Genomic DNA, 14,259 nt, shown 5'->3' with positions numbered 1-14,259 from the left:
GGAGGTTCGCATGAGTGAGACTGGCCGCAGATCCTATCGCCCGGCTGACCTGCACGCGGCAGGCCAGGCCAATCCGCTGCGGCTGGCCGCGCAGGGCTTCTTCTGGACCGGGGGCGAGCTGGTCGACCATCCGCAGGCGGGCAAGGCCATGCGCGGGCAGCAGTACGTGGAATACTGGATCCCGCAGGAATTGCGCCATCCCCTGCCGATCGTGATGATCCACGGCGGCGGCGGCCAGGGCACCGACTTCCTGGGCACGGCGGACGGGCGCGAAGGCTGGGTCCACTGGTTCGTGCGCCGCGGCTGGGCGGTCTACGTGGTGGATCGCCCGCAGCACGGCCGCAGCCCGTTCCACCCTGCGGTGCAGGGCGAGATAGCCGCGCCTGGCCCGAACATTGCACTGGAGCGGCTGTTCTCGCGCCCCGAGGCGTTCCCCGACAATTACCCGCAGGCACGCCTGCACACCCAGTGGCCGGGCAGCGGCACGCTGGAGGACCCGGCGTTCCTGTCGTTCCTGGCGGGCACCGGGCCCACGCTGGCCGATCCCGCGCAGTGGCAGAAGGATGCCCAGCGCGCAGGGGCGGAGCTGCTGTGCCGCATCGGACCCGCAGTGCTGCTGACCCACTCCGCCGGTGGCCCGCCGGGCTGGCTGATTGCCGATGCGCGGCCCGATCTGGTCAAGGCGCTGGTGGCGGTGGAGCCGCTCGGCCCACCGTTCAGCGCCATCAGCGGCGCCCTGCCCTTTGGCATCACCCATGCCCCGCTCACCTTCGATCCGCCGCTGGCCGATGGCGAGGTTCTGGCCAGCATGGATCTGCCCAGCCCCGGCCCTGACCTGGTGGCCTACAAGGTGCAGGCTGAACCCGCCCGCCGCTTGCCCGCGCTCTCCCGCATGCCCGTCGTGGTAGTGACGGCGGAGGCAAGCTGGATGGCGGCGGACAACCACGCCATCGTCCATTTCCTGCGCCAGGCTGGCGCCAGCGTGGAGCACCTGAAGCTGGCCGAGCACGGCATCCACGGCAATGGCCATGCCATTCAGCTTGAGAAGAACAGCGACGACGTCGCCGCCGTGATCGAGGGGTGGATCGCGCGGCAGGACTTGTAATCGTTATGGTAATGAACGATTGATCGCGGCAAGACAGACAAGATCAATCTGGGGGGAGTCGCCATGGTGAAGGTTCATGCAAGCAGGCTGGCGGTGCTGGCGCTGGCGGCCACCGTCCTCTCCACCCCGCTGACGGCGCAGGATGCCGATCCGGGTGACTGGCCGCTCTATGCGCGTGACCATTCCGGCCAGCGCTATTCCCCCCTCACCCAGATCGACCGGAGCAACGTGAACCGGTTGCAACGCGCCTGGTCGTTCCGCCTGCGCCCCGAAGGCGGGGCGACGATCCTGGCCGGCACCGTGCCCGTGGTAGTCGATGGGGTAATGTACGTGCCGCTGGGCAATGCCATAGTGGCGCTGGAAGCCGATACCGGCCGCGAGATATGGCGCCATCCGCTGGGCGAGGGGCAACTGGCGCGCCGTTCCGTCACCTACTGGCCCGGCGACCGGCACACCCGCCCGCGCGTCTACTACAATCCCGGCAATTCCATTGTGGCGCTGGATGCCCGCACCGGCCGGGTGGACCGGCGTTTTGCCAACGATGGCGAGCTGACGTGGGACGGCGCCAGCTATCCCTATCCGCCCAGCATTTTCCGCAACACCCTGGTGATCGGTGCCTGGACACCCGAGCGCCCGATTGTTTCCGAGGTGGATGGGGGCGATGGTGACACCCGCGCCTTCGATGCCCGCACCGGGGCCTTCAAGTGGCGCTTCAACACCATTCCGCATCCGGGCGAACCGGGCAACGAGACCTGGGGCAACGACAGCTGGCGCGACCGGCCCGGAGCCAACATGTGGGTGTGGTACACCACGGCGGACGTGGAAACGGGCATGCTCTACATGACGCTGGGCAGCCCCGGCCCCAACTATTACGGCGGCGACCGGCCAGGCGACAACCTCTACTCCAATTCCGTGGTGGCGGTGGACATCGAGACCGGTGCCTATCGCTGGCACTTCCAGACGATCCACCACGAGTTGTGGGACTGGGACCTGCCCGCCCCGCCGGTGCTGTTTGACGTGACCATCGACGGGCAGCGCATCCCCGCCCTGGCGGAGACCGGTAAGAACGGCCTGATGTATATCCTTAACCGCCGCACGGGTGAGCCGATCCACGGCGTGAACGAGATGCTGGTGGCGCGCGGTGACGTGCCGGGCGAATGGTACAGCCCCACCCAGCCCTTCCCCGTGCGCCCCGAACCCCTGCAGCGAATGCACTGGAGCCCGGACGACGTGGTGACGGCAGAGGACACCACCCCCGAGCACGCCGCCGCCTGCCGCGCCCTGCTCGACAGCTATGGTGGCACCTTCTTCAACGCGGGCCCCTTCACCCCGTTCTTCCTGCACAAGGAAGGCGATCCCCCGCGCGCCTCCATCAACATGCCGCACAACGGCGGGTCGGTTTGGGGTGGCAGTTCGGCCGATCCCACCACCGGCTATGTCTATGTCAACATCAGCGAGGGCGGCTCGATCGGCTGGATCGAGGAGCGCGATCCCAACGGCAACTACGGCAGCGGCACCGATGGCTCCAACCAGCCTTACGACCGCGGCAGCCTGATCGGCCCGGGCGCCTATTCCGGCTTCAACGCCCGCTTCACCGATGCCAGCGGGCGGCAGGCCACCCTGCCCTGCATCCGCCCGCCATGGGGGCGGATGATCGCGGTGGATGCCAACACCGGCAACATCGCCTGGGCCGTGCCGCTGGGCACATCGCCGCAACTGCCCGAAGGGCGGCGCGAGACGGGGGCCAACAATTCGGCCGGTGGCTCGATGGTTACCGCCGGCGGCCTGGTGTTCATCGGGGCCACCAGCGATGCCGTGTTCCGCGCCTTCGACGCTACTACCGGCGAACTGGCGTGGCAGGAACAGCTCGATTACACCACCAACACCATCCCCATCTCCTACAAGGGGAAGGATGGCCGCCAGTATATTGCCGTGCTGGCCACGGGCGGCACCGCAAAGGGCACGCCGCGCAACGAGGCCGGGGCTCCGGCCAATGAAGAAAGCCTGATCGTCTGGGCCCTGCCCCGGGCGGGGGAACATGGGAGAGACCGCCGATGACCACAAAAACCCTGATCGCCGCAGGCGCTGCCGCGCTGGCCCTGCTGGCCGGCCCCGCGCTGGGTCAGAGCACCACCCGTACGCCCGAAGGCGCAGTGATGGACCTCGATCACGGCCTCGCCTATCCGGTGGGCGCTTTGTCCGAAGCGCAGTTGCACGGCACCGCGCATCACCTGTTCCGCCAGACATCGGCCAACGTCTTCCGCCGTTTTCCGCGCGGGATGACCGAGCAGATGGTCAACTTCTACGTCAACGCCCTGGCACTCCGCTCGCTGAACCCCATCCAGCTCACCAGCACCCAGCAGATGATCCTGACCGGGGTTGGCAGCGGGCAGATCAAGCTGTCTGCCGGGCAGGAGGGGGAGCGACTCTACAACCTGTCTGGCGGCGTAACCGGCGGCACCGGCATCCGTTACCTGCGGCTGACCTATCCCGATGCCGCCGCTGTCAGCGGCCGGTTCACCGCCGCCGGCCTTGCCGCGCCCGAATTCCGCACCACGCCGCAGGGCCAGCAGGCGCTTGTCAATGACCCGGCCGGCCTGCCGATCCTGCTGGTGATCGATCCCGATGCGCAGGACCATTCCGACGATGGCGTGGGGATCGGCATCGGCGTGGCCGACCTGGCGCGCAGCCAGGAGTTCTATCGCGGCTTCGTGGGCCTGGAAGAACTTGCACCCATGCGAAACGAGGCGCTCGGCGTGATGGTCCATCCCTTCCGCCACCAGCAGACCACGATCTACCTGCACCAGGTGGCTGCCGGCCTACCTGCCGATACCGGCAGTAGCGGCATCCAGTACGTGGTCAGCGATGCGCCTTATGTGGCGGCCATGGCGGCGCACCGCAGCGTGGCGGTGGAAACCCCGCTCAACCGGCTGCGCGGGTTTGACCTGACGACCATCTGGCTGAACGATCCCGATGGCGTGACCAACTATTTCGCGCAGGTCGGCCCCACCAGCCGCACCGCGCGCGGGGCCAACTGAGGGACACAAAAAGGGGGCCGGTCTCCCGGCCCCCTCTTTCGTTTCCGGCTGGCGGATTGGCTTACTGCTTCACCTGCACGATGTAGGCGGCAAGCAGGTCGATCTCTTCATCAGAAAGCTGGCCGCCAAAGCCAGGCATTGCGCCCTGGCCGTTGGTGATGCGACCGACCACGAAAGCCTTGTCGATCGTGGCATTGCCATCCAGCGCCGGGCCGATCTGGCCGTGGGCATTGGCATCGCCCAGCACGTGGCAGGCGCCGCAAGACCAGGAGTTGAACAGGCTGCGGCCCTGGGCCACCTGCTCGGCAGTCAGCGCCTCTCCGGTTGCTTCGGTCGCCTGCTCCTGGAACTCCGGCCCTTGCGCCAGCGCCACGGCCAGCGGGATCGCCAGCGAGGCGGCGCCCAGAGTAGCAAGGCCCAGCTTGTGCCACTTGCCGACAATTGCAGTCATTGATCGAAAACCCTTCCTGATCCTTTGGCCCGGCGGCCCTTTACCGACTTGGTCCACCAAGGGAATAGGTGAGCCGAGATTTACCGCCGATTTATGCGGCGTTCGCCTAGCGGTAGTTTTCGGACATTGTCAACCATTGTCACAGGGAGACCGTCAGGCTAGTGTCAGGTTTCGGGCTGAGGATCGACCGCATACGAAAGGTCTGACATACGGTGAAAATCAATTTCCGCGTTGTTGCCGGCAGCCTTGCCGCAACCCTCGCCCTTGCCTCGTGCGCCAAGGAGCCGGTGGACCTGCCCTTTGGCACGGTCCAGCAGATGATGGCCAACGAAGTCCAGCCCACGGCGGACATCTATTGGGGCGCGGTCGGATCGGCCAGCGAGCTGGTGGATGGCCAGCCGGTGTTCCGCGAATGGCAGCCCGAAACCGACGCCGAATGGCAGGCCGTGGCCGCATCCGCCGCCAAGCTGCGCGATCTGGCCAACACGATGGGCAGCCCCGCCTATGCCGAAGGCCGCGATGCGGGCTGGACCGATTTCACCGAAGGCATGGCCGAAGCCGCAACCCGCGCCGAACAGGCCGCGCAGAGCAAGGATGCCGATGCCGTGTTCGAGGCGGGCGGCACGCTCTATGCCGTGTGCTCCGCCTGCCACCAGGCCTTCCCGCCGGAAGCCGGCATCCCGGGCGAGCCGGTGGACATGACCCCGGACCAGTAGGGTCGGGACGGTGCTCTATCTCGCCGCCAAGGCCCTGCTCTCTGGTGTGATCATCGCCATCGCTTCCGAAGTCTCGCGCCGCTGGCCGGGTGCAGGCGCGTTGATCGTATCGCTGCCGCTCGTATCGCTGCTGGCGATGATCTGGCTGTGGCGCGACACCCAGGATCCGGAGCGGTTGGCGCTGCACGCCGGGGCCACCTTCTGGTACGTGCTGCCCAGCCTGCCCATGTTCCTGCTGCTCCCGCGCCTGCTGCGCGGGGGCATGGGTTTCTGGCCGGCGCTGGCGCTGGGCTGCGTGCTGACCGTGGCGCTCTATGGCTTGCTGGTGCTGGCCACACCGCGATTTGGAATTCGCCTGTGACCGGGCGCCTTGATAGCAGCCGCCTGCTGACCCTCGCCGTGCTGGCGCTGTTGGTGCCGGTGGCCGCCCTGGCCCATGACGTGGCGCAGAGCGACAAGGCGTTCGTGTCATCCATCAGCGGCCCCGCCATCCCGCAGTTCCTGTACCTTGGCGCCAAGCACATGGTGACGGGCTACGATCATATCGCCTTCCTTGTCGGCGTGGTGTTCTTCCTGCGCCGCCTGAAAGACGTGGTGCTCTACGTCTCGCTGTTTACCCTGGGCCATTCCACCACCCTGCTGGCGGGCGTGCTGCTGGGCTTTGGTGTCAACAGCTACCTCATCGATGCGATCATCGGCCTGTCAGTGGTGTACAAGGGGTTCGAGAACGTGGGCGGCTTCCAGAAGCTGGGCCTGGCCATCAACACCAAGGTGGTCGTCCTGGTCTTCGGCTTGTTTCACGGGCTGGGCCTGGCCAGCAAGGTGCAGGACCTGGAGATGTCGCGCGATGGCCTGCTGGCCAACCTCATCGCTTTCAACGTGGGCGTGGAACTGGGGCAGGTGATCGTGCTCTCTTTCGTGGTCTACCTGTTTTCGCTGTGGCGTGACCGGCCCAGCTTCACCCGTTATGCCTTTGCCGCCAACGTGCTGCTGATTGCCGTTGGCCTGTGGCTCACCACCATCCAGATACAGGGATACCTTGCCGCATGACCCAGACTGCTCCCCGTTCGAAGAAGCCGCTGCTGATCGGCGGCATCGCCCTTGTTGCCGTGGCTGCCGGGGCCGTGATGTTCGTCCTGCCGGCAGAGACCGGGTGGGATCCCACCGGCGTTGGCAAAGCGCTGGGTCTGGTGGAGATCGCCGACCCGGTGAACGAGGAGCAGCAGCGCGGGATGGCCCGGATGGAGCGCGAGACGGTGCTGGAACTGTCCGATGCCGCCCCCGCCGCCCAGCCCGGTGCCACCGACGTATGGGAATATGAACTGCCACCGTTCGAAGGGATCGAGTTCAAGTACACCATCCCGCAGGGCGGCAAGATGGCATTCAACTGGCAAGGCAGCGCGCCCCTGCACTATGACATGCATGGCCACCCCTTCGACGGCGGCACCGAGATGACCGAGAGCTATGGCGTGTCCGAAGCCCAGGCCATGCAGGGCATCTATACTGCGCCGTTTACCGGCATCCACGGCTGGTACTGGCAGAACCGCAGTCTGGACACAGTCACCTTGCGGCTGGAAGCCAGCGGCGCCATGACCACCTCCACCCTGTTCACCTCCATGGGTGAGGTGGATCGCCCGTTGGAAGGCGTGGAGAATACGGTTGAAGGCAGCGCCGCAGGCCACCAGATGCAGCAGCCGGACAGCGCCGCCGAATGATACATTTGGCGACAAAAAAACCGGATTAAGTCAAATTCACCGACCTGTTTGGCCTTGTTGAGCAGCCCCGGTTGCGGCTAGGCTGCAGACCGAGAGAGACGGGCGGATTCTGCCCGCCCTGTGACTTGTTCGGGAGGCATACATGTTCATTTCGGCACGGCGCACTGCGCGCCTGGCGGCAACCACGGCGCTTGCTGTGGCGCTGGCGGCCTGCGCGACCACGGGCGGCACCACCGCTTCCGCCACCGACGGACCTTCCCGTGCCACCGGGATGGCCCCGGACTATGCCACCTGGGATGCCAGCGGCAGCGGGGCGGATTCCAGCCAGTATTCTTCGCTAGACCAGATCAACCGCAGCAACGTGAACCAGCTCCAGGTCGCCTGGACGTTCGAGACCGGCCCCGGTCAGCCGCCGCGCTTCAACCCCACGCTGGGCGGCGGACGGATGTACGTCATCACCGGCGCCAACCAGATCGCCGCGCTTGATCCGGCCACTGGTCGCCAGCTCTGGGTTACCGCGCTGGAAGGCCGGATTGGCGCGCGCGGCATCAACTACTGGCAGAGCGCCGATGGCAGCCAGCAGCGCCTCATGGTGCTCAACAACGGCATGCTGCGGGCAATTGATGCCACCAACGGGCAGGTGATCAGCACCTTCGGCACCAATGGCGGGGTGGACTTGCGCGATGCCCTGCCGCGCGATGCGGTGATCCCGGCCAGCCCGATGATGACGGACAACCCCGGCCGCATCTACCAGAACACCATCGTCATGTCGCTGCCGGCGGGTGCCTATGACTATGCCTCGGCCCCGGCCAACATCCAGGCCTATGACGTGATCACCGGCCAGTTGAAGTGGACCTTCAACGTCGTCCCACGTGAAGGCGAATTCGGCTATGACACCTGGGAAGCCGGCCCCGACCATCACCGCTATGGCGGCGTCCACAACTGGTCGGAATCGACCGTGGACGTGGAGAACGGCATCGTCTTCATCCCCACCGGCACCCCGCGTTACGATTTCTACGGCGGCAACCGCGAAGGCGACAACCTGTTCGGCAACTCGCTGATCGCGCTGGACGCCAACACCGGCCAGCGGCTGTGGCACTACCAGATCGTGCACCATGACCTGTGGGATTTCGACCTGCCGGTGGCCCCCAAGCTGATGACCATCACCAAGGATGGCCAGCGCATCCCGATCGTGGTGCAGGTGACCAAGCACGGCTTCGTGTTCGCCTTCCAACGCCTGACGGGCGAGCCGGTGTGGCCGATCGAGGAACGGCCGGTTCCCGCCAGCGACATTCCGGGCGAGGTGGCCAGCCCCACACAGCCCTTCCCCACCTGGCCGCAGCCCTTCATGCGCCAGACCTTCACCGTGGATGACATCAACCCCTACCTGCCAGAGGCAGACCAGGCCGAACTGCGCCGCAACCTGACCGAGGTGTGGCGCAACGAGGGCATCTTCACCCCGCCCTCCCTGCGCGGTTCGGTGTCGATGCCCGGCCACAACGGCGGTGCCAACTGGGGCGAAGTGGCGGCCGATCCGGTGCGCGGGCGCCTCTACGTAGTCAGCCGCGAGCTGCCCATCCTGCTGAAGCTGAACACCGACAACCGGCCGGAATCGCTGGCTGCCATGCCCAACCATGACGATGTGGACCGGGTCTATCGCTGGCCGGTGAACTTCCTGCTGCAATCGAACGGCATGGGCGCGATGAAGCCGCCGTTCTCCACGATCACCGCTTATGACATGAACACCGGCGAGCAGCTCTATCAGATCCCCAATGGCGGGATGATGCAACTGATGGAGCAGGGCATCAACGATACCGGCGCGCAGACCCCGCGCGGCGGCCCCGTCGCCACCGCCGGGGGCCTGCTGTTCGTGGGCACCGCCAGCGACCGGATGTTCCGCGCCCGCGATGCCGATACCGGCCGCGTGCTGTGGGAATACCAGCTTGATGCTGCCACTGAAGGCGTGCCCGCCACCTACATGGTCAATGGCCGCCAGTACGTGACCATCCCCGTAGGCGGCGAAGGCCACTTCCTGGGCGGTCTGGACATGCCCGATCCGGGCCCCGGCCGCTACATCACCTTCGCCCTGCCGGCACCCAATCCCGCACGGGGGAACTGATGCGTAGCCCGCTCCTCTCCGCCGCGACGCTGGTGCTGGCCTTGGCCAGCGGCAACGCCGTGGCGCAGGAGGAAGACCTGACCCGGCTGCCGCCCGCTTCGGACGACTATCGCCCGTCGCAAACGCCATGGGGCGAGCCTGACCTGCGCGGCGGCTGGCCTATCGACCACCTGAACGGGCGGACCCCGCTGCAACGCGCGCCCGAACACGGCAACCGGCAACTGCTGACGCAGGAGGAATACGCCGCCCGCGCTGAGGCGGTGGAGGCGCTGGAACAGCGTTACCAGAACGAGGACACCAACGGCACCATGGGTATTGGCCACTGGGCCGAAGTGGCCGCCGCCAACCGCCGTACAAGCTGGATCACCGCTCCCGCCGATGGCCGCCTGCCGGCCTACACGGCGGAAGGCGAGCGCCTGTCCGCCGCCATGCGCAGCACCTGGGCGCGCGGCCAGCAGTTTGACAGCCCGGCCGATTTCGACAGTTGGGACCGTTGCATCACGCGTGGTCTGCCGGCGAGCATGTTCCCCTTCATGTACAACAACGGGATGCGCGTGTTCCAGGCCCCCGGCGTGTTCGCACTGCAGATGGAAATGGTCCACGAAACGCGCGTGATCTATACCGATGGCCGCCCGGGCATTCCGGCGCAGATCGGCCAGTGGCTGGGTGAAAGCCGGGGCGAATGGGTGGATCACAACACGCTAAAGGTGACCACCACCAACTTCCTGCCCGGCCCCAGCGCCACCAACATCGGCACCACCGGCTCCCCGCCGGAGAACAAGACGCCGGTCAGCGCCTCCGCCCGGATGACCGAATGGTTCCACATGGTGGGGCCTGACCAGATCATCTACGAATTCACCTGGGAAGACCCGGTGGTGTTCCAGCAGCCGTGGTCTGCCCGCCTGGAGTGGCAGCGCGACGACGATTATGGCATCTTCGAATATGCCTGCCACGAAGGCAACGTGCAGATTCGAAACTACATAAATGCCAGCCGGGCCGAGCGCGCGGCGGCTGCCGGGGGAACCAGCCAATGAAACTGATCGCCGCACTCGCCTGCTCCGCCGCTCTGTTCGCCGTACCGGCGCTGGCGCAGAGCCAGGTCCCTGCCGACCTGACAACGATGCCGCCGGTGTCGGACGATTATCATCCGGCCACCACGGCCTGGGGCGATCCGGACCTGCGCGGCACTTGGCCGATCAACGACATTGCCGACCTGCCGGTCAACCGCCCCGACCGTTTCGGTGACCGTTTCTGGAAAACCCCGGAGGAGATTGCCGCCGAACAGGGCCGCGTGGAAACGCTGGAGGAAGCCTACAAGGCCGAGGAAGAGGACGCGACCATCGGTCTTGGCCACTGGATCGAATACACCGCCGGCGTCACCCGCACCTCGATGGTAGTCTCGCCTGCCAACGGCCGCCTGCCCGCCTGGACGGACGAGGGCCGCCGCCGCTCGGCACTGATGCGGTCGAGCTGGATCATCGGCCAGACTTACGACTGGACAGACGATTTCGACACCTATGACCGGTGCATCACGCGCGGCTTCCCCGCCGCCATGTATCCGGCTCGCTACAACAACGGCATCCGCATCTTCCAGTCGCCCGGCACGGTGGCCATCCAGATCGAGATGCTGGGCATGCGCGTGATCCCGGTGGGTGAAGGCGGCCACTGGCCCGCTGCCGTTACCGGCTGGTACGGCTCCAGCCGTGGCCGCTGGATCGATCACAACACGCTGGAGGTGGAAACCACCAACCTCAAGACCGGCGCATCGGTGTTCAGCAACGGCACCGGCGGCGTGCCGATCAACAACACCACACCGGTCAGCGAACAGGCCCGCGTGGTGGAGCGCTTCTCGATGGTGGGGCCGAACACCATCACCTACGAGATGACCTACGAGGATCCCATCGTCTGGACCGCGCCGTTCACCCTGCGCGTCGACTGGACGCGCGACGACAGCTACGAGATTTTCGAATACGCCTGCCACGAAGGCAACGTGCAGCTGCGCGGCTACATCACATCCGACCGCGTGCGGCGCGAGGACGAATACCGCCGCGGCCGCATGCTGGAACCGGTCGATCCCAACACCGGCCCGCCCCCGGCGATGGACCCTGCCGCCGGTGGCCTCAGGCGGCGCGACTAGGCTTTTGCGGGCGCGCGCCGCTGGCCTGCGTCCGGGACTTTCAGGAGAGAAAACCGCAATGACCAAGTTCACCATTACCAAGTCGCTGATGGCGCTTTCTGCCGCCGCCCTGGCCTTGACCGCCGCCAGCGCTCCGGTTGCCGCCCAGGCCGTGCCCGAAGACCTGACCGTGATGCCCCCGGTATCGACCGACTATCAGCCGGGCCGCACCGCCTGGGGCGATCCGGACCTGCGTGGCATGTGGCCGATCGACAATATTGCCAGCCTGCCGATGAACCGCCCGGCGCAATACGGTGACCGCTTCTGGCTGACCGACGAGGAATATGCCGCCCGCGCCGCACAGGCCAACCGCTCCGACCAGGCCTATGCTGCCGAAGACGAAAGTGGCACCATCGGCATGGGCCACTGGGTGGAATCGGACAGCTCCGGCCGCCGCACCAACCTGGTGGTCTCGCCCGCCAACGGTCAGCTTCCCCCGCTGACGCCGCAGGCCCAGGCCCTCTACAGCGCCGGCCGCAGCTCGTGGACGCCCAACACCCAGTTCAACTGGGTGACCGAATTCGATAGCTGGGATCGCTGCGTCAGCCGCGGCTTCCCCGCCAGCATGTTCCCCTTCCGCTACAACAACGGCATCCAGGTCAAGCAGAGCCCGGGCTACGTGGTGATCAACCTTGAGATGATCCACGATGCCCGCGTGATCCCGATCGTGGCCAACAAGGCTGCGGCAGATGCACGCCGCTGGCCTGCTGCGGTGGAAGCCTGGATGGGCCAGTCGATCGGCTGGTGGGAAGGCAACACCCTGGTGATCGAGACCACCAACATCAAGAGCGGTGACAGCGCCACCCGCGATGCCTTTGCCCGCAACGGCTCGCCACTGAACATGGCCACGCTGGGCGTGCCGCCGTTCAACACTATCCCCACCAGCAAGCAGGCTCGCTCTGTCGAGCGCCTGACCATGACGGGGCCGGACTCGATCGTATACGAAGTGACCTACACCGATCCGGAAGTGTTCACCGCCCCGTGGACCGCCCGTCTCGACTGGACGCGCAACGAGGAATACGCCTTCTTCGAATACGCCTGCCATGAAGGCAACGTGCAGATCCGCAACTACATCAATGCCAGCCGCGCCGGCGTGCAGCTTTCGGGCGAACGCGGCGGCGTGGAATAGGCGACGGGAACCGGGAGGGGTGGGCCTGGCCGGTACGGTCGCTGCCCCTCTCCCTGCGCCTGCCATTGCTTAACATGACCGGACCGCTGCCAGACGCGGTCGGCACGGGGATGCCCACAAGATGACCTTCACTCTTCGCCAGCCCGCCCTTGCCGCCCTGCTGCTGGCCACCGCAACAGCCTGTGCCACCACCGACCTCCCGGCGCAGGCGCAGGACACTATCGCCAGCAGCCCCGTCCGCACGGCACAGGGCCTGGTGCGCGGCGTGCCAGGTGATCTGCCGGGGATCACGGTGTTCAAGGGCCTGCCCTTCGCCGCCCCGCCGGTCGGTGACCTGCGCTGGGAACAGCCCCGACCGCCTGTCAACTGGGACGGTGTCCGCATGGCCGACACGTGGGGTGACAACTGCGTGCAGAACCCCGCCCCTCAGCGGTTCCCCGTCAACTCCGCCACCGACATGCCCGACAGCCCCGGCATTTCGGAAGATTGCCTGTATCTCAACGTCTGGACCCCGGCGACGACCGGCGCCGAGAACCTGCCGGTGATGGTGTGGATCTATGGCGGGGCCTACAACGAAGGTGGCGGCTCCGCGCCATTCAGCCAGGGCAACCAGCTGGCGGCCAAGGGCGTGGTGCTGGTGACCATCAATTACCGCGTGGGCGCGCTGGGCTTCTTCAGCCACCCCGAACTGACCGCCGCCAGCCCGCACGGCGCATCGGGCAACCAGGCAATCGGCGATACCATTGCCGCACTGCGCTGGGTGCAGGAAAACATCCGCGCCTTTGGTGGCGACCCGTCCCGCGTGACGATCTTTGGCGAAAGCGCCGGCGCAGCCATTGCCGGCGGCCTGGTGGGCGCACCCGAGGCGCGCGATCTGGTCACCCGCGCGATTCCGCAGTCGGGGGCCTGGATGGGCCTTGGCATTGCGCCGATGAACACGCGCGAACGGGCCGAGCAGGCGGTGATGACCGCGGCGCAAACGCAGTTCGGCACCACCAGCCTCGCGGCTTTGCGCGCCCTGCCTGCCGCCGAAATCCACCAGAAGCTGCGCGGTGCGGGGATGATCGTGGACGGCCACGTGATTCCCGAGGACGTGACCCGCGTTGTGGCCGAAGGGCGGCAGAACCCGTGGGACGTGCTCGCCGGATCGAACGAGGACGAAGGCAGCTTCACCGCCGGTTTCGGCCCGCCGGTAACGCTGGAAGGCTGGACTTCGGGCGAAGCCCAGCGCTGGGGTGAAAGCAACGTGGAACTGGGCCGCGCGGCCTATCCCGCCGCCAGCGATGCCGAGGCCGCCGCCCAGGCCGTGCGCCCGTTCAGTGATGCGATGACCTGGCACATGCGCCAGTACGCCGAGGGCCAGGCGCGGCTGGGCCGCAACGCCTACCAGTATTTCTTCACCCACGATCCCCTGTACGATCCCGACAAGCCCAACCTGGGTGCCGCGCACACGGGCGAAATCCCCTATGCCTTCGGCAACCTTTGTGCCCCGCGGACATTCCCGGGCGGCTCTTCGGTCACGCTGATGTGCGGCAACCCGGCCGAGGAAGCCTTTGCCAGCCAGGTGTCGCAGTACTGGGTGAATTTTGCTGCCACCGGCAATCCCAATGGCCCCGGCCTGCCCCACTGGCCTTCGATCACCGAACTGTCGCGGCGCGAGGTGATGCGGCTGGACGGTGATGGCTCCGGCGTGGGCCCGTGGCTGACCGAGGCACAGGACGCGCTCTACACCGCGCAGTTCAACCAGCGCGTGGCCACTCCGCTGGGCCTGCCTACCGGCAACTGAAGCGAGCCGCCTGCCCCCTCTTTC

Annotated in this window: 13 protein-coding genes; 12 read left to right on the top strand and 1 reads right to left on the bottom strand. The window is 66.7% G+C overall.

The genetic code is table 11. The annotated features are described in order from the left end of the window. Positions 1 to 10 precede the first annotated feature (10 nt). The 3 genes from GRI99_RS10195 to GRI99_RS10185 all read left to right on the top strand — a co-directional run bounded on the left by GRI99_RS10195 (position 11) and on the right by GRI99_RS10185 (position 4,143). A complete protein-coding gene (locus GRI99_RS10195) occupies positions 11 to 1,105 on the top strand; it encodes an alpha/beta hydrolase (RefSeq protein ID WP_160771935.1) in 1,095 nt (364 codons plus the stop codon). 63 nt (positions 1,106 to 1,168) lie between these two features. Then, positions 1,169 to 3,163 (top strand): outer membrane protein assembly factor BamB family protein, encoded by a 1,995-nt coding sequence (locus GRI99_RS10190; protein ID WP_160771934.1) that lies wholly within the window; start codon positions 1,169 to 1,171, stop codon positions 3,161 to 3,163. After that, positions 3,160 to 4,143 carry a VOC family protein gene (locus GRI99_RS10185; protein WP_160771933.1) on the top strand — a complete coding sequence of 328 codons (984 nt, stop codon included), beginning with the start codon at positions 3,160 to 3,162 and terminating at the stop codon, positions 4,141 to 4,143. The genes GRI99_RS10190 and GRI99_RS10185 overlap by 4 nt, the downstream gene beginning before the upstream one ends. 61 nt (positions 4,144 to 4,204) lie before the next feature. On the opposite strand, the gene GRI99_RS10180 is transcribed toward GRI99_RS10185, so the two are convergent. Beyond that, the gene (locus tag GRI99_RS10180; RefSeq protein WP_160771932.1) at positions 4,205 to 4,594 is read right to left on the bottom strand and encodes a c-type cytochrome; all 390 of its coding nucleotides are present in this window, start codon (positions 4,592 to 4,594) and stop codon (positions 4,205 to 4,207) included. Positions 4,595 to 4,806: 212 nt separating this feature from the next. On the opposite strand from GRI99_RS10180, the gene GRI99_RS10175 reads away from it, so the two are divergent. The 9 genes from GRI99_RS10175 to GRI99_RS10135 all read left to right on the top strand — a co-directional run bounded on the left by GRI99_RS10175 (position 4,807) and on the right by GRI99_RS10135 (position 14,235). Continuing rightward, the gene (locus GRI99_RS10175; RefSeq protein WP_160771931.1) at positions 4,807 to 5,310 is read left to right on the top strand and encodes a cytochrome c; all 504 of its coding nucleotides are present in this window, start codon (positions 4,807 to 4,809) and stop codon (positions 5,308 to 5,310) included. Positions 5,311 to 5,320: 10 nt separating this feature from the next. After that, entirely contained in the window at positions 5,321 to 5,671 is a 351-nt protein-coding gene (locus GRI99_RS10170) for a DUF3147 family protein (protein ID WP_160771930.1), read from the top strand. Next, a complete protein-coding gene (locus GRI99_RS10165; RefSeq protein WP_337192899.1) occupies positions 5,668 to 6,360 on the top strand; it encodes a HupE/UreJ family protein in 693 nt (230 codons plus the stop codon). The genes GRI99_RS10170 and GRI99_RS10165 overlap by 4 nt, the downstream gene beginning before the upstream one ends. Continuing rightward, complete coding sequence (locus GRI99_RS10160) at positions 6,357 to 7,025, top strand: hypothetical protein (protein ID WP_202393030.1); 669 nt, start codon at positions 6,357 to 6,359, stop codon at positions 7,023 to 7,025. The genes GRI99_RS10165 and GRI99_RS10160 overlap by 4 nt, the downstream gene beginning before the upstream one ends. Positions 7,026 to 7,167: 142 nt before the next feature. After that, positions 7,168 to 9,144, top strand: a complete 1,977-nt coding sequence (locus GRI99_RS10155; protein WP_160771929.1) for an outer membrane protein assembly factor BamB family protein — start codon at positions 7,168 to 7,170, stop codon at positions 9,142 to 9,144. Further along, positions 9,144 to 10,178, top strand: coding sequence for a hypothetical protein (locus GRI99_RS10150; RefSeq protein ID WP_160771928.1), 1,035 nt, complete (start codon positions 9,144 to 9,146; stop codon positions 10,176 to 10,178). The genes GRI99_RS10155 and GRI99_RS10150 overlap by 1 nt, the downstream gene beginning before the upstream one ends. Further along, positions 10,175 to 11,281, top strand: a complete 1,107-nt coding sequence (locus GRI99_RS10145; RefSeq protein ID WP_160771927.1) for a hypothetical protein — start codon at positions 10,175 to 10,177, stop codon at positions 11,279 to 11,281. Before GRI99_RS10150 ends, GRI99_RS10145 begins: the two co-directional genes overlap by 4 nt. 58 nt (positions 11,282 to 11,339) lie before the next feature. Continuing rightward, positions 11,340 to 12,449 (top strand): hypothetical protein, encoded by a 1,110-nt coding sequence (locus GRI99_RS10140; protein ID WP_160771926.1) that lies wholly within the window; start codon positions 11,340 to 11,342, stop codon positions 12,447 to 12,449. 121 nt (positions 12,450 to 12,570) lie between these two features. Then, positions 12,571 to 14,235 carry a carboxylesterase/lipase family protein gene (locus tag GRI99_RS10135; RefSeq protein ID WP_160771925.1) on the top strand — a complete coding sequence of 555 codons (1,665 nt, stop codon included), beginning with the start codon at positions 12,571 to 12,573 and terminating at the stop codon, positions 14,233 to 14,235. Positions 14,236 to 14,259: the final 24 nt, after the last annotated feature.

Origin of the sequence: Alteraurantiacibacter buctensis (assembly GCF_009827655.1) — a bacterium.
Classification (GTDB): domain Bacteria; phylum Pseudomonadota; class Alphaproteobacteria; order Sphingomonadales; family Sphingomonadaceae; genus Alteraurantiacibacter; species Alteraurantiacibacter buctensis.
The sequence above is the reverse complement of the archived record's forward strand: the minus strand, read 5'-3'. Positions and strand labels throughout refer to the sequence as shown.

What these genes read in the sequence shown, in the direction of transcription:
- GRI99_RS10145 (WP_160771927.1), top strand. Translation starts at nt 10,175, where the DNA reads ATGAAACTGATCGCCGCACTCGCCTGCTCCGCCGCTCTGTTCGCCGTA.
- GRI99_RS10195 (WP_160771935.1), top strand. Translation starts at nt 11, where the DNA reads ATGAGTGAGACTGGCCGCAGATCCTATCGCCCGGCTGACCTGCACGCG.
- GRI99_RS10140 (WP_160771926.1), top strand. Translation starts at nt 11,340, where the DNA reads ATGACCAAGTTCACCATTACCAAGTCGCTGATGGCGCTTTCTGCCGCC.
- GRI99_RS10135 (WP_160771925.1), top strand. Translation starts at nt 12,571, where the DNA reads ATGACCTTCACTCTTCGCCAGCCCGCCCTTGCCGCCCTGCTGCTGGCC.
- GRI99_RS10185 (WP_160771933.1), top strand. Translation starts at nt 3,160, where the DNA reads ATGACCACAAAAACCCTGATCGCCGCAGGCGCTGCCGCGCTGGCCCTG.
- GRI99_RS10180 (WP_160771932.1), bottom strand. Translation starts at nt 4,594, where the DNA reads ATGACTGCAATTGTCGGCAAGTGGCACAAGCTGGGCCTTGCTACTCTG.
- GRI99_RS10155 (WP_160771929.1), top strand. Translation starts at nt 7,168, where the DNA reads ATGTTCATTTCGGCACGGCGCACTGCGCGCCTGGCGGCAACCACGGCG.
- GRI99_RS10190 (WP_160771934.1), top strand. Translation starts at nt 1,169, where the DNA reads ATGGTGAAGGTTCATGCAAGCAGGCTGGCGGTGCTGGCGCTGGCGGCC.
- GRI99_RS10160 (WP_202393030.1), top strand. Translation starts at nt 6,357, where the DNA reads ATGACCCAGACTGCTCCCCGTTCGAAGAAGCCGCTGCTGATCGGCGGC.
- GRI99_RS10150 (WP_160771928.1), top strand. Translation starts at nt 9,144, where the DNA reads ATGCGTAGCCCGCTCCTCTCCGCCGCGACGCTGGTGCTGGCCTTGGCC.